13 protein-coding genes and 1 pseudogene are annotated in these 13,667 nt (G+C 64.8%); 6 read left to right on the top strand and 8 right to left on the bottom strand.

Annotation, left to right across the window (positions count from 1 at the left end):
- Positions 1 to 53 precede the first annotated feature (53 nt).
- The 4 genes from BHD06_RS08690 to fabA all read right to left on the bottom strand — a co-directional run bounded on the left by BHD06_RS08690 (position 54) and on the right by fabA (position 3,308).
- Positions 54 to 422 (bottom strand): hypothetical protein, encoded by a 369-nt coding sequence (locus BHD06_RS08690; RefSeq protein ID WP_139784671.1) that lies wholly within the window; start codon positions 420 to 422, stop codon positions 54 to 56.
- Positions 423 to 743: 321 nt separating this feature from the next.
- Positions 744 to 1,535 (bottom strand): enoyl-ACP reductase, encoded by a 792-nt coding sequence (locus BHD06_RS08685; RefSeq protein ID WP_080456607.1) that lies wholly within the window; start codon positions 1,533 to 1,535, stop codon positions 744 to 746.
- 7 nt (positions 1,536 to 1,542) lie between these two features.
- Positions 1,543 to 2,772 (bottom strand): beta-ketoacyl-ACP synthase I, encoded by a 1,230-nt coding sequence (gene fabB, locus BHD06_RS08680; RefSeq protein ID WP_080456606.1) that lies wholly within the window; start codon positions 2,770 to 2,772, stop codon positions 1,543 to 1,545.
- Positions 2,773 to 2,798: 26 nt separating this feature from the next.
- Positions 2,799 to 3,308 (bottom strand): bifunctional 3-hydroxydecanoyl-ACP dehydratase/trans-2-decenoyl-ACP isomerase, encoded by a 510-nt coding sequence (fabA, locus tag BHD06_RS08675; RefSeq protein ID WP_080456605.1) that lies wholly within the window; start codon positions 3,306 to 3,308, stop codon positions 2,799 to 2,801.
- Positions 3,309 to 3,490: 182 nt separating this feature from the next.
- Here fabA and irrA point away from each other — a divergent pair, with 182 nt between their 5' ends.
- The 4 genes and pseudogenes from irrA to BHD06_RS08655 all read left to right on the top strand — a co-directional run bounded on the left by irrA (position 3,491) and on the right by BHD06_RS08655 (position 6,608).
- Complete coding sequence (gene irrA, locus BHD06_RS08670; RefSeq protein ID WP_080456604.1) at positions 3,491 to 3,916, top strand: iron response transcriptional regulator IrrA; 426 nt, start codon at positions 3,491 to 3,493, stop codon at positions 3,914 to 3,916.
- Between the two features lie 210 nt (positions 3,917 to 4,126).
- Positions 4,127 to 4,825 (top strand): annotated as a pseudogene (locus BHD06_RS08665) (PLP-dependent cysteine synthase family protein); the annotation flags it as partial.
- Positions 4,826 to 4,966: 141 nt separating this feature from the next.
- Entirely contained in the window at positions 4,967 to 5,836 is an 870-nt protein-coding gene (gene yghU / locus BHD06_RS08660; protein WP_080456602.1) for a glutathione-dependent disulfide-bond oxidoreductase, read from the top strand.
- 52 nt (positions 5,837 to 5,888) lie between these two features.
- Positions 5,889 to 6,608, top strand: coding sequence for an NYN domain-containing protein (locus tag BHD06_RS08655; RefSeq protein ID WP_080456601.1), 720 nt, complete (start codon positions 5,889 to 5,891; stop codon positions 6,606 to 6,608).
- Between the two features lie 24 nt (positions 6,609 to 6,632).
- Here the strand turns inward: BHD06_RS08655 and BHD06_RS08650 are convergent, their stop codons facing one another.
- Together BHD06_RS08650 and BHD06_RS08645 are read right to left on the bottom strand one after the other, a co-directional pair.
- On the bottom strand, positions 6,633 to 7,568 hold the full coding sequence (locus tag BHD06_RS08650; protein WP_080456600.1) for an orotidine 5-phosphate decarboxylase: 936 nt from the start codon (positions 7,566 to 7,568) through the stop codon (positions 6,633 to 6,635).
- 68 nt (positions 7,569 to 7,636) lie between these two features.
- Positions 7,637 to 8,683 (bottom strand): Glu/Leu/Phe/Val dehydrogenase, encoded by a 1,047-nt coding sequence (locus BHD06_RS08645; protein ID WP_080456599.1) that lies wholly within the window; start codon positions 8,681 to 8,683, stop codon positions 7,637 to 7,639.
- A gap of 119 nt (positions 8,684 to 8,802) precedes the next feature.
- Here BHD06_RS08645 and BHD06_RS08640 point away from each other — a divergent pair, with 119 nt between their 5' ends.
- Complete coding sequence (locus tag BHD06_RS08640) at positions 8,803 to 9,258, top strand: Lrp/AsnC family transcriptional regulator (RefSeq protein WP_080456598.1); 456 nt, start codon at positions 8,803 to 8,805, stop codon at positions 9,256 to 9,258.
- Positions 9,259 to 10,443 (top strand): NAD(P)/FAD-dependent oxidoreductase, encoded by a 1,185-nt coding sequence (locus tag BHD06_RS08635; RefSeq protein WP_080456597.1) that lies wholly within the window; start codon positions 9,259 to 9,261, stop codon positions 10,441 to 10,443. It begins immediately after the preceding gene.
- Here the strand turns inward: BHD06_RS08635 and BHD06_RS08630 are convergent.
- Complete coding sequence (locus BHD06_RS08630) at positions 10,404 to 11,600, bottom strand: class I SAM-dependent methyltransferase (RefSeq protein WP_080456700.1); 1,197 nt, start codon at positions 11,598 to 11,600, stop codon at positions 10,404 to 10,406. The genes BHD06_RS08635 and BHD06_RS08630 overlap by 40 nt on opposite strands.
- Positions 11,601 to 11,651: 51 nt before the next feature.
- Complete coding sequence (locus tag BHD06_RS08625) at positions 11,652 to 13,604, bottom strand: AsmA family protein (protein ID WP_080456596.1); 1,953 nt, start codon at positions 13,602 to 13,604, stop codon at positions 11,652 to 11,654.
- Positions 13,605 to 13,667 lie beyond the last annotated feature (63 nt).

The following is a 13,667-nucleotide window of genomic DNA, read 5'->3' as shown; positions in this document are numbered from 1 at the left end:
GGGAATGCGCCACGCTGCGGTCAATACGCCCGCAGCACATTCCCTGTCATGGGTCAGTTACTCAGGGCATCGGTCAGAGACGCCGAAAGATTAGGCGCGTCCTGCGCCAGCCGTTCGCCGGTCCAGGACTTGAAGAACGCCGCAACCTGTTCGTTTTCCTCAAGCCGGGCTTCAATCGACGCGACCGCGCTCTTCATACCGTCATGAAGGTCCGGTGCAAGCGTCGGCTCCTGCCAGATCGCCGTCCCGAGACAGCCCAGCAGGCCGATCCGCACCGGCCAAGCCATGCCCCGCGCGCGTCGGGCGCGCTGCTCAACGCGCATCTGACGTCCTGCCGGAGATTTGCCCTGCTGTTCCATGCCTACAGCATGATCGGCAAGCTTGGTCAAATTGAGGCGGAACTGCGGCGTCAAGAGCGTCATGCGCATGCCCCGGCCACGTAAGGAAAACTGAGGGTGAATGGGAATAACACCGCAGAGCCCGGATTTACCACAAGCCCCGTCGGGATCACCACGCGGGGCTAAGCAACCGTCAGATCGACCTGTCCGGGCTGAGCGGCGTCAATGATTTCGACGACGGTCTCGGTGCCGCGCGGGTTTCAGGCAACTCTGTCGTGCTCGACTTCGGCACGCATGACCTGATCTTGTGCAACTTCACGATTGCACAGCTCGACCCGAACGATTTCATTCTGTGACGCTGCAGGCAGCGCCGCTCCCGACAAGTTCGGGGGCGGCAACCGTGGCTCAGATATTCTCGCCCTGCGGCATGCCCAGCACGTGATAGCCGCCATCCACATGGATGATCTCGCCGCTGGTGCAGGCGCCCGCATCCGATGCGAGGTAGACTGCCGTGCCGCCGATTGCCTCGAGCGTGGCATTGGCGCGCATCGGCGCGTTCATTTCGGTATGTTTGAAGGTCTTGCGCGCGCCGCCGATGGCTGCGCCTGCCAGTGTTTTCATCGGGCCGGGGCTGATCGCATTGACGCGGATGCCCTCTGGGCCCAGATCATTGGCCAGATAGCGCGTCGCCGCCTCCAGCGCCGCCTTGGCCACGCCCATGACGTTGTAACTCGGCACCACCTTATTCGACCCCTGGTAGGTCAGCGTCAGCAGGCAGCCGCCCTTGTCGCGCATCAGCGGATGCGCCCGGCGCGCCACCTCGATGAAGGAATAGGTCGAAATTTCCAGCGAATGCTTGAAATTCTGCCGACTGGTATTGAGAAACCGCCCGGTCAGTTCCGACTTGTCCGAATAGGCGATAGCGTGCACCACGAAATCGATTGTCGGCCAGCGTTCGGCCAGCGCCGCAAATGCGGCGTCAAGCGAGGCATCATCGGTCACATCCACATCCAGCAGGATGTCCGAGCCGACGCTTTCGGCCAAGGGGGCCACGCGCTTGGCGAAATTCTCGCCCTGATAGGAAAACGCCAGTTCCGCCCCCGCCGCGTGCATTTCCCGGGCGATCCCCCACGCGATGGAGCGGTCATTGGCCACCCCCATGATCAGGCCGCGCTTGCCCTGCATCGAAGTCATCATATGCGTGTCATCCGTGATACTTGCTCAGCAGCATGCAGCCATTGGTGCCGCCGAAGCCGAAGGAATTGGTCATCACCGTATCGAGCCCGGCATTGTCGACCCGGGCGGTCGCGATCTCGGCAGGGTCAAGCGCGGGGTCGAGCGTCTCGACATTGATCGAGGGGATGATGAAATCGTGTTCCAGCGCCAGCAGGCAATAGATCGCCTCCTGCGCGCCGGTGGCTCCCTGGGAATGGCCGGTCATCGACTTGGTGGAGCTGATCGGCGGGGTGGAGCCTTGGCCGAAGATGCGGCGCACCGCCTCGACCTCGCCGACATCACCTACGGGGGTCGAGGTGCCATGCGCGTTGATATAGCTGACGCGGCGCTCTTCGGGCAGCGTCGACAGCGCCACGCGCATCGCGCGCTCGCCGCCCTCGCCCGAGGGGGCCACCATGTCGGCCCCGTCCGAGGTGGCGCCATATCCGGTCACCTCGGCATAGATCTTGGCCCCGCGTGCCTTGGCGTGCTCCAGATCTTCCAGCACCACGATCCCGCCGCCGCCGGAAATCACGAACCCGTCGCGATCCGCGTCAAAGGCGCGGCTCGCGCGTTCGGGCGTGTCGTTGTATTTGGACGACATTGCACCCATGGCGTCGAAAAGGCACGACAGCGTCCAGTCCAATTCCTCGCCGCCACCGGCGAACATCACGTCCTGCTTGCCCATCATGATCTGCTCGGCCGCATTGCCGATGCAATGCAGGCTAGTCGAACAGGCCGAGGTGATCGAATAGTTGATCCCCTTGATTTGGTAGGCGGTGGACAGGTTGGCCGAGATCGTGGAGGACATGCACTTGGGAACCGCGAACGGCCCGATCCGTTTCGGGCTGCCCTTCTCCAGAACAGTCTGATGCGCCGAAAGCATTGCCGAAGTGGATGGCCCGCCCGATCCCGCCACCAGCCCTGTGCGCGGGTTGATGATATCGGCCTCTTTCAGCCCGCTATCGGCAATCGCCTGGCCCATGGCGATATGCGCATAGGCCGCCCCCGGCCCCATGAAGCGCAGGGTCCGCTTGTCGACATGCTCGGCGACATCGAGTTTGATCGCCCCCGCGATCCGGCTCCGAAAGCCGTGCTCGGCCATCGCCTCATTGGCGGACACACCCGACCGCCCCTCCCTGAGAGAGGTCAGGACCTCCTCGGCGTTGTTGCCGATGCTGGATACAATCCCCAGACCGGTGACGACGACACGACGCATTGGCGCTCTCCTTGTTGCAGCGCTGATCAGTTTTCCGAAAGGGCCACTTTCATGTCGCTGACCTGATAGATGACCTCACCATCGGCCTCAACCCGGCCATCGGCAACCCCCATCGTTAGACGACGGGTCTGCACCGCCTTTGTGAAATCCACGTGATAGGTCAGCATCTTTCTGTCCGGGCGCACCATGCCGGTCAGCTTGACCTCGCCGACGCCCAGCGCATAGCCGCGTCCCTGCCAGCCGCGCCAGCCGAGATTGAACCCCGTGAGCTGCCACAGACCGTCGAGGCCCAGACAACCTGGCATGATCGGATTGCCCGGGAAATGGCATTTGAAGAACCACAGATCGGGGTCGATATCGAATTCCGCCACGATATGCCCCTTGCCATGTGCCCCGCCATCACCTGACACCTCGGTGATCCGGTCCATCATAAGCATTGGCGGTTCAGGCAATTGCGCATTGCCCGGCCCGAAAAGCTCGCCGCGGGCGCATTTCAGCAGATCGTCACGATCGAAACTGCTCGGATACTCGACCATTCGGGCGGCCCCTTTCATTGCTGGCTTCGCAAAAGAATTCATCTTTGAACCCTCTAACACCGGGCAAAAGCCCCTTGCAAGCCTGCCGCATCACTGCGGCCTTGTTTCTCGCACCCGGAATTTTGTTTGAAATAGGGGGCCATGCCGCCCTATATTGCAGCATATAGAAGGGAAAGGCATCCATGACGACGCAAGCGACCATAGTGGCGACCGATTGGCTCTCCGGGGCCGGGCTGCGCCCCACGCGGCAACGTGTGGCCTTGGCGCGTCTTCTGGTGGGCGACGGGCAGCACCGCCACGTCACCGCCGAGAGCCTCTTTGCCGATGTGCAGACGCAGGGCGCAAGCGTGTCGCTGGCCACCGTCTACAACACGCTGCGCGCCTTCTGCGATGCCGGACTCATTCAGGAAGTGACGGTCGATGGTTCCAAGAGCTATTTCGACACCAACACCCATGACCACCCGCATTTCTTCTGGGAAGACGAAAACCGCCTGAGCGACGCCCCGGCCGACGAGCTGGAAATTTCGCGCCTGCCCTCGGCCCCTGAAGGCGCCGAAATCAGCGCGGTCGATGTGGTGATCCGCCTGCGCCGCACTGCGCATAGTTAAATCGCACGACACAAGCCTGTCGGGCACCCTTCAATCAGCCCGACACCGCATGTGGCGCGCCTCGCAGCACCGCTGCGTTTGTTCCGGACAGAAGGCACTTTTCGGTCTGCTTTCCCGATCTCATGCGTTTCGTTTGGCATAGTCGGAACAACTCTTCCCCGCCGCTTCGGCACTGCATAGGTTTACAGCCATCCGCAAGGGAGACCCATCATGACCGACAATCGCATTCGCAGCACCAAGGGGCGCGGCAGGCGTTTTGACAGCGTTCTGGACACCATTGGCGACACGCCGGTGATCCGCGTCAACAATCTCGGGCCCGATCACGTGACCATCTATGTCAAGGCCGAGGCGTTCAACCCTGCGGCCTCGGTCAAGGACCGGCTGGCGGTGAACATCATCGAGGCCGCCGAGCGCGACGGGCGGCTCAGGCCCGGGCAGACGGTGGTCGAAGCGACCAGCGGCAATACCGGCGTCGGCCTTGCCATGGTCTGTGCACAGAAGGGTTATCCGCTGGTGGTGACGATGGCGGAAAGCTTCTCCATCGAGCGTCGCCGCCTGATGCGGATGTTGGGGGCCAATGTGGTGCTGACACCCAAGGCCGAGAAAGGCTTTGGCATGTACAGAAAGGCCGAGGAACTGGCCGAGGCGAATGGCTGGTTCCTCGCCCACCAGTTCGAGACCGAGGACAATGCCGACATTCACGCCGCCACCACGGCGCAGGAAATCCTCGGCGATTTCGAGGGCGACAAGCTCGATTACGTGGTCACAGGCTATGGCACCGGCGGCACAGTGGCGGGGCTGGGCCGGGTACTGCGCGAGGCGCGGTCCAAGACGAGGATCGCCCTGTCGGAGCCCGCCAACGCCGCTGTTAGAAGGGATCGGCGAGGACATGAACGAGGAAGAACAGGCGATCTCGGCCTCGACCCCGGGCTACCGGCTGGGCGGACGGCCCATTGCACTTTTGCACACAATCTTGTGCAGTCGCGCCGCTTGTGTGCGCGACTGCAAGAGTTAGCTTGACGGCAAAACAATTCGAAAGGATTTCGACAGATGAGCGACGACAGCTATACGCCCCCCGAGGTCTGGACGTGGGAGGCGGCCTCCGGCGGGCAATTCGCCTCGATCAACCGCCCCATTGCAGGCCCCACCCATGACAAAGACCTGCCGGTCGGAGAGCATCCCTTTCAGCTTTATTCGCTGGCCACGCCCAATGGCGTCAAGGTGACGGTGATGTTCGAGGAACTGCTCGCCGCCGGGCGTGACGCCGAATATGACGCCTGGCTGATCAAGATCGGCGACGGCGATCAGTTCGGCAGCGGCTTTGTCGACGTGAACCCCAATTCCAAGATTCCGGCACTGGTGGATCACACCGGCGAAACGCCCCTGCGCGTGTTCGAGAGCGGCTCGATCCTGATGCATCTGGCCGAGAAGTTCGACGCTTTCCTGCCCGGGCACGGCCCGGCGCGCACCGAGGTGATCAACTGGCTGATGTGGCAGATGGGCAGCGCGCCCTATCTCGGCGGGGGCTTTGGTCATTTTTACGCCTATGCGCCGGAGAAATGGCAATACCCCATCGACCGCTTCGCGATGGAGGCCAAGCGACAGCTTGACGTTCTCGACCAGCAACTGGCGGAGCGGCCTTATATAGCGGGCGATTCATACACTATCGCCGATATTGCGATCTGGTCTTGGTATGGGCAATTGTGCCTCGGACGGCTCTATAGTGCAGGCACCTTCCTCGATGTGCAAAGCTACAAGCATGTGATGGCCTGGGCCGAAAAGATCGACGCCCGCCCGGCAGTGCAGCGGGGCCGCATGGTCAATCGCAGCTTCGGCGAGCCGCATATGCAACTGCACGAGCGGCACGCGGCCGAAGATTTCGAAACCCGCACGCAGGACAAGATCGGCGAAGACGCCTAATCGCTTTCACCCCGCCGCAGGATCGGGCATGAAGGGGCAAAGGAGCCTCTTCATGCCCAACCGCGACACCCAACTCCTCGCCGTGCTTATCGACGCCGACAACGTGCCCGCGAAATACGCCGACGCGATCCTGCGTGAGGTCACCAGCTATGGCGAGCCAGGGCTACGCCGGGTCTATGGCGACTGGTCGAGCCAGCAGTTGTCCGGCTGGACCCGCACGGCGCAGAATCTCGGCCTCGTCCAGCATCAGCAGACCGCCAATACCAAGGGCAAGAATGCCTCTGACATCGGGCTGGTCATCGACGCGATGGACATTTTGCACGCCGGCCATTTCGACGGGTTCGTGCTGGTATCCTCGGACAGCGATTTTACCCGTCTGGCCAGTCGCATCCGCGAGCAGGGGCTGACGGTGATTGGCATCGGCGAGGCCAAGGCACCCGATGCGCTCAAGAACGCCTGTAACCGCTTTGTCGCTATCGAAAACATCTACGAGGATGTGACCGACACGCCCCGCACCGCCCCCAAGACCAAACTCGACAGCCAGCATATCGCCGATGCGCGGCGGCTGATCTTCGACGCGATGGAGAAGATCGACAGCGATGACGAATGGTATCCGCTCGGGCGCATCGGCCAGCAGATCCAGGCCGACAAGCCGGATTTCGACACCCGCAGCTATGGCAAGAAGAAACTGAGCGACCTGATCAAGGAGTTGAAGGTGTTCGAGACGCAATCAGGGCCGGGCAACCAGCTTCTGGTGCGGCGGGTGGACTGACCCGGGGTCGGCGGGGTTGCGGCGTCAGCCCTGCCCCAGCACCGGGCCAAAGCGGATCAGGACGCGCCCCTCGGGCGTGGTATCGCGGTACACCACGAGATCGGGCAGGCGCAAGCGCAGCGGTTGCCGCGCCATCCCGGCGCGCCAGGCCGTGCCGGTGTCGAGGCAGGTCGCATCGACGCCCGCGTAGCTTTCGCGCGGCCGCACGCGGCGCAACTCGCCCAGATCGTCGAGCATGACACGCCCATCCACCACCGCCTGCGTGCGCCGCAGGATCTCGCGCCCGAGACTGGCGGTGCGCGGCCCCTGCCCCGGCAGGTCGGACCACACGCCACAGACATGCGCCCGCCCGTTGACGGAGATGAGTTCAGCGGCCACGCGTAGCCCGCCTCCCGAGGAATAGCGCCCCTCGGACCGGCTGACAGCGGGGCTCAGATCGACAAGACGGCTCAGGCGACGCAGGAACGGCACCACCTCGAGCGCCGCACCCATGGCCCCCGGCCCGGTCTGGCGAAACACAATGTGAGGGCCGCCATCGCCCTCATCGGCATGGGCGATCTGCTGGCGCGGCAGGAACACCTCCGGCACACGCCCCGTGCGCCACGGCAAATCGGTCAGGACACAGCCCGCAGGCGCGCCCGCATAATCCAGCTGCGGCGCGATCTGTGGCAAGGCACCCAGATCCTGCGCCACGCGCCGACCCTGCACATAGACGCTGGCCAATTGCACGATACGCCGTGCCTCGCCCGTGGTGTAACTCGCCTGGCTTTCGCTCTCGGCCCATGCGCCGCAGAGCGCGGTGCCACCTTGCGCGGTGCGACGAAACTCGGTCGCGACGGTCAGCCCGCCCCCCGAAGAGAACGTGCCATGCGCAAGGCTCACCCCCTCGCTCAGCCGGGTTTCGGCCTGCGCGCCGGTGGTGACGCCCAAGACAAGAACAAGGATCAGCGGAAATCGCATGGCGGGCCTCCAGGGCAGTTTTTGCCAGCCTAGCAAGACCCGCCATCCGGCACAAATCACGTCGCGGGTTACACCGCCCGCGCCAGCAACTGCTCCTCGACCATCCGGTCGGCGATCACGGCGGGGCTTATGCCCTCCGCCGCTGCACGGGTGAGGATATGCGCCATGTTGGCCTGCATCGCCGACAAACGGTCAGCAACCCAGCCATCCCGGTCCGCGATCTGCAGAATTTCGGCGGCGACATTGATGATCCCGCCGCCATTGGCCACGTAATCCGGCAGGTAGAGAATGCCGCGTGCCTCCAGCAGGTCGGCGGCCTCGGGCGTCGCCAGTTGATTGTTCGCCGCGCCACAGACCATCGCCGCCCTGATCCCGGGGATGCTCCACGCGTTCAGCACACCGCCGATGGCGCAGGGCGCGAAAATATCCGCCTCCGCCGCGTGAATGGCATCCGGTGCCACCGGCTCCGCGCTGAATTCCTTGACGGTCGAGGCGACGCGCGCCGCGTCCATATCCGCCACCAGCAGCCGCGCGCCCGCCTCGTGCAGCATCAGGCACAGGTGCCAGCCGACATGGCCCAACCCCTGCACCGCGACGCGACGACCGGCCAGATCGGCCTTGCCCCAGACCCGCATCGCACCGGCCTGCATCGCACCCAGCACGCCGCGCGCCGTCACCGGCGAGGGATCGCCGCTGGCATGCGCGCCCTGATCGCGGCCCGCCACAAACCGGGTCTCGCGGGCGATCTCGGCCATGTCCCCGGGGGACATCCCCATGTCCTCGGCAGTCCAGTAGCGGCCCGCAAGGCTGTCGATGGCGCGCCCCATGGCGCGCAGCAGCGCGGGCGTCTTGTCGTGGTGCGGATCGCCCATGATCACGGCCTTGCCCCCGCCAAGCGGCAGACCGGCAGCGGCATTCTTGTAGCTCATGCCGCGCGAAAGGTTCAGCACATCCTCGATCGCCGCATCGTCGCCCTCATAGACCCGCATCCGCAAGCCCCCCGCCGCCGGGCCAAGCCGCGTGGAATGCAGTGCGATATAGCCGCGCAAGCCGCTGTCGCGATCCTCGACGCGGTAAAGCTCTTCGTGGCCGGACGATGATAGACGTGTCAACATGGTGGAATCCTCCTTGCCCACAGGGTAAGACCAACCGGGCGAGATAAAACAGCAAACTTTGGTCACTTGCACGTGACGAACGGGGATTATCCCCAAAAACAAGGGGGATTTTGGGGATTATGGACAGTATTGACCGCCGCATCATCGCCGCCCTGCAACACGACGGACGCGCGAAGCTGGCCGATCTTTCGGCCGGTATCGGCCTCTCGCCGACGCCGCTCGCGCGACGGATCGCCCGGTTGGAAGAGACGGGCGTGATCACCGGCTACGCCGCCCGCGTCGATCAGGAAAAGCTCGGCCTGCCACTCAACGCCTTCATCTTCGTCGAGCTGGAGCATCACACCCGCGACGCCATCAAGACCTTCGAGACCCGCCTGCGCCGTTTCGACGAGGTGATGGAATGCTACCTGATGACCGGCACGCGCGACGTGCTCGTCCGCGTGGTCGCCGCCGACCTCGCGGGCTTCGACCGGTTTCTCGAGGACGGGCTGATGCAGACCCCCGGCATCCGCTCCATGCGCTCCAGCTTCGCGCTGCGTACCATGATACGGCGCGACGCTCTGCCCGAGGTCTGAATGGAGCACTTTGACCTCATCGTGATCGGCGCCGGGCCCGCAGGTGGCGCAGCGGCGTTCTGGGCGGCGCGCGCAGGCCTTACGGTGGCACTCATCGACCGCAAGAGCTTTCCGCGCGACAAGCTCTGCGGCGGCCTCGTGACGGGGCGCGCGCGGAGGCATTACGCCGCGATCTTCGGTCATGAGATGCCGTTCGACCCAGATCAGCGCAAGACCACGGTCGATTTCCGCCATCGCGGCCAGCCCATCGGGGTGATCCAGGATGCCCCGACGCTTTGCCTTGCGATGCGGTGGGACATGGATGCGATGATCTGCGGACAGGCGCTCGGCGCGGGCGCGCGGGATTTCACAGGGCAGGAGGTGTCTGCGCTGAATTTCAGCGCGCGCACCGTCACGCTCACCGATGGCCGCGCCCTTGCCTATGGCGTGCTGATCGGGGCCGACGGGGTTAACAGCCAGGTGGCGAAACGCCTCTTCGGCCAGAGCTTCGAGCGCGCGCACATCGGCTTCGGGCTGGAGATTGAGGCAACCGATCCGCACCTGTCCCCCGACGCGCCGATCCGCATCGACCTTGCAGCCGCGCAATGGGGCTATGGCTGGGTCTTTCCCAAACGGCGTTCGACCACCATCGGCGTCGGCGGCCTGCTGTCCGGAAACCCCGGCATGAAACGCACCATGGCCGCCTATTGCGACAGTCTTGGCGTGACGGCCCCTGAGGCGCGCATCAAGGGCCAGTTCCTGCCGTTCGGCCATTTTCGGAGAACCCCCGGACGGAACGCGGTGTTGCTCGCGGGCGACGCCGCCGGGCTGGTCGATCCGATCACCGGCGAGGGGATCGGCCACGCCCTGCATAGCGGCCAACTGGCGGCAGAGGCGGCAATCAGCGCGCTCGCCGCACACCGACCCGAGACGGCCCTGCGCCGCTACCGGCGCGCCCTGCGGCCGCTGCACCGCAGCCTGCGGATGGCGCGGCTGATCCGCCCGGTGATCTTCGCCCCCGCGCTTGAGCCGTCCTTCGCCCGCGCCTTCGCCCGTTCGACGACGCTGCGGCGGCAGTTTCTCGACCTGATGGCAGGGGATGCGGACTATGGCGGCATCCTGTGGCGGCTGGCGTTGCGTTTGCCGCGCCTCGGCCTGATGGCGCTTCAGCGCCGCAGGATCGAGGAATATACCAAGAGCCCGTGATCGCCCAGCTCCCGCTCGATCCGCGACCAGAGCGCGCCCATGCCGATGGGGTCGGTCCCGGTTGCCTGCGCGATCTCTTGCAGGCTGCGCCGTCCATCCACCGCCGCGATCAGCCGGGCCGCCTCTTTCGGCAGGCTCAGCCGCGCCCGCAACCCGCCAAAGCTAAGCTTGGGGCTTTGGCCCTGCGCCACCGCACGCGCCAGATCAGCGGCGCGCAGCCCCTTGACATGCGGTATCAGCGCGCGATTGCGGCCCGTGCCCTGGCCGCGTGCCTCGCTGCCACGCACCGCGTATCCCACATGCGTCTTGATCGTGCCGTTGAGCTTTTCGGCCAGCGCCATACGCTCCACCCTGCCCAGATGGTCCGGCACTTCGGTCAACCGCCCGAGATCATAAAGCGCGGGCATGGTAAAGCCCGACAGATGCCAGCCCGTCGCCTCCAGCATGTCGCAGAGCGTGGTCACGTCAAAGGCGCGGTCCTGCGAGTGCAATAGCAAGTCATAGAACCCTGCGTCGCTGTCCTTGTGATCGCCAAGATTGATATTGGCCTTGAACGGATGCCCCTCGGGCAGGCCAGCCATGATCTTGCGCGCCGCGTTCAGCCGCGCCTCGGGCACCATGCCGTCAAAAAGCGTGGCGAACGCCTCTTGCAGCGGATATACACCTGACCGCCCATAGGGCGCATAGACCATGAACCCCATGCCGCCGCCGGGGGCCAGCGCGGCCAGCAACGCGCGAAACCCCGCGGCCGGGTCGGGCAGGTGATGCAGCACGCCGCAACAGTCGATATAGTCGAATTCGCCATACTCAGCGGCGTTCAACAGGCTGCCGGTGACAAAGCGGATGCCACCCAGCCCCCGAACCCGCGCGCGCTCCTCTGCAATCGCACGCGAGGCGGTCGAGAGGTCCAGATAGGTGATCTCGGCCGCTCGCCCTGCATTCTTCATCTGCTGCGCCAGTTGGATGAGCGCGTCCCCGGTGCCGCCGCCCGCCACCAGCACCCGCAAGGGCCGTGACCAGTCGCGCGCACCGCCGAAGACGAAATGATCGACCTCCAGCACGTGCGACGGCGATCCGGTGATCAACCGCGTCTTCTCCTCCGCCGGATCGCGCGTCGGATAGGGATAGGCCTCGTATTGCGCCCTGACCTCGCTCACCATCCCGCCCCCTGTTTCTTCTTGGCAAAATACTCAAATCCGACGCGGATCTCACTCGAAAAGCTTGCGAAGCACGTCCTTCGCCTTGTCTTCGATCTTGTCTTCGATCTTCTCATTGACGGCATCCTCTAGGCTCTGGCCCTCCTTCGGCGTCACCTTGAGCCGCTTTTGCACCTCGCGCTCCAACCGCTCCTCGGCCTTCTGCTCCAGCTTCTCGCGCTCGGCCTTGAGGTTTAGATCGAGCGCCTTCTCCAGGTCGGGCTTGATGCGCGGGCTGGCCCAGGGCCCCTCGATCCGCACCGGGATAGCAAGGCCACGGGAATTCTCCCCCTCCAACAGCACCGGCGTGAAGAGATAGTCGATATCGCGCGCGCCCAGACCCACGCGGCCCGTCCCCTCGGCCCGCGCCAGCGGCAGCTTCATCGCCAGATCGCGGTTATAGAGATGACCCTTGTCCATTGTAAAACTGGCGCTCAGCGTGTCGAAAACCGTGGTCCCCCCCGACACGTCGCCCGCCCGCATCAGCCGGTCGAGATCGATCCCCGAGATCACCCCCCGTCCGGTGCGCATCGCGCCCTTGCCCGACAGCGAATTCATGATCGCATGCACCGATTGGCCGACGCCGAGAAACTCCACCTCGCCGTTTGCCGAGGCGGCAAACCGGGTGATGTCCATCGCATCCGCAAGGAAGCGTTCGAGGTTGATCCCCTCGGCATTCATGTTGCCCCCCACCGACAGGCCCGCGCGGTTGTTGGCCACGAACTCGCCGGTGATCAGCCCGTCATAGGCACGCAACTCACGCAATGAGAACACCGCGCGCGACCGGTCCAGCGTCATCAGCGTGCGGGTTGTGCCCAGCTTCAGGTCGCCCAGGTCGATGCTGTCGGCCACCAGCGCCACCTCGCCATTCGCAAGCGCCAGACCGCTTGCGTCGATAGGCGTGCGCGACCAGCCGCTGTCAGCACCGCCGCCCGCCTCCCCATCCGCGCCAGCGAATTGCGACAGATCAAGCGCGCCGGCATCGAGCTGCGCATTGACGCGCGGCACATCACCCGCAAGCTCGATATCCGCCGCCCCAGACAGCGCATTACCCCCCAGATCAAGCGTCATGTCGCGCAAGCTGAGCCGCATTTCCTGCGTCAGCGTCACATCCGCCCCGCCTCTGACGCCAGCGCCAAAGCCCTGTGGCAGATCCACCGCACCCAGATCCAGCGCCGCGACAAAGGCACTGGTGTCGGACATGTCGATATCGAACCGCCCCTGCACCTGCGGCTGAAGACCCGCGCGCCCGTCAAAGCCGAGACGCCCGCCCGGCCCCTCGATATTTGCCACCACATCCGTGACCGCCCCGTCGATGAACGCGCCCACCTGTTCCAGATGGCCCGACACCGTCACCGGATCGCCCGCCTGCCGCAGCACCACGTCGAATGTCGCCCGGCCATCGTAATCGGGCCAGCGCAGATCGAAATCCATGTCGCGGATCGCCTGCACCTCGCCTGTGCCATGATCGGTATAGGTCAGATAGGCGCCCTTTATCAGCGCCCGGTCCAGCGTCAGTGACAACCGGTTCGCGGTGGCAGGCGTGTCGCCCTCGGACTGGCCAGAGGGCGCCACGCCCTCGACCCCCAGTTCCCAGTTCACCCGTCCGTCGGCGGCCCGCTCCAGCCGGATCTGCGGCCCCACCGCCTCCAGCCCGGTGATCCGGATATCGCCCCCGAACAGCGCCGCAGGCTCCACCCCGATCTTGAGGCTGTCGGCGGTGAATATCGGCCCTGCGTCGGACCAGTCGGCATTGGCGACCTCGACGGCCCCGGTCGCGACGCCCAGAACGGGATAAAAGCTGATCTTTGTCTCCCCCGACATGGTGACCTGACGGCCCGTTGCCTTGGAAATCTGCTCGGCGGCGATCTTGGCGATCCGGTCGCCAGGCAGGAAAAACAGCGCGCCCAGCACGATTGCCACGATCACAACCACCAGCCCGATCAGCCGAAACACCCACCTCATGGCACACGCCCTTTCCTGCAACGCCTCAGGACAACTCTAGGCGTGCAGTGCAGGCTTGGGCAA

Origin of the sequence: Roseovarius sp. A-2, from assembly GCF_002072155.1 — a bacterium.
GTDB lineage: Bacteria > Pseudomonadota > Alphaproteobacteria > Rhodobacterales > Rhodobacteraceae > Roseovarius.
The sequence above is the reverse complement of the archived record's forward strand: the minus strand, read 5'-3'. Positions and strand labels throughout refer to the sequence as shown.

Coding starts and splice junctions, on each gene's coding strand:
- BHD06_RS08690 (WP_139784671.1), bottom strand. CDS start 422: ATGACGCTCTTGACGCCGCAGTTCCGCCTCAATTTGACCAAGCTTGCC.
- BHD06_RS08685 (WP_080456607.1), bottom strand. CDS start 1,535: ATGATGACTTCGATGCAGGGCAAGCGCGGCCTGATCATGGGGGTGGCC.
- fabB (WP_080456606.1), bottom strand. CDS start 2,772: ATGCGTCGTGTCGTCGTCACCGGTCTGGGGATTGTATCCAGCATCGGC.
- fabA (WP_080456605.1), bottom strand. CDS start 3,308: ATGGTCGAGTATCCGAGCAGTTTCGATCGTGACGATCTGCTGAAATGC.
- irrA (WP_080456604.1), top strand. CDS start 3,491: ATGACGACGCAAGCGACCATAGTGGCGACCGATTGGCTCTCCGGGGCC.
- yghU (WP_080456602.1), top strand. CDS start 4,967: ATGAGCGACGACAGCTATACGCCCCCCGAGGTCTGGACGTGGGAGGCG.
- BHD06_RS08655 (WP_080456601.1), top strand. CDS start 5,889: ATGCCCAACCGCGACACCCAACTCCTCGCCGTGCTTATCGACGCCGAC.
- BHD06_RS08650 (WP_080456600.1), bottom strand. CDS start 7,568: ATGCGATTTCCGCTGATCCTTGTTCTTGTCTTGGGCGTCACCACCGGC.
- BHD06_RS08645 (WP_080456599.1), bottom strand. CDS start 8,683: ATGTTGACACGTCTATCATCGTCCGGCCACGAAGAGCTTTACCGCGTC.
- BHD06_RS08640 (WP_080456598.1), top strand. CDS start 8,803: ATGGACAGTATTGACCGCCGCATCATCGCCGCCCTGCAACACGACGGA.
- BHD06_RS08635 (WP_080456597.1), top strand. CDS start 9,259: ATGGAGCACTTTGACCTCATCGTGATCGGCGCCGGGCCCGCAGGTGGC.
- BHD06_RS08625 (WP_080456596.1), bottom strand. CDS start 13,604: ATGAGGTGGGTGTTTCGGCTGATCGGGCTGGTGGTTGTGATCGTGGCA.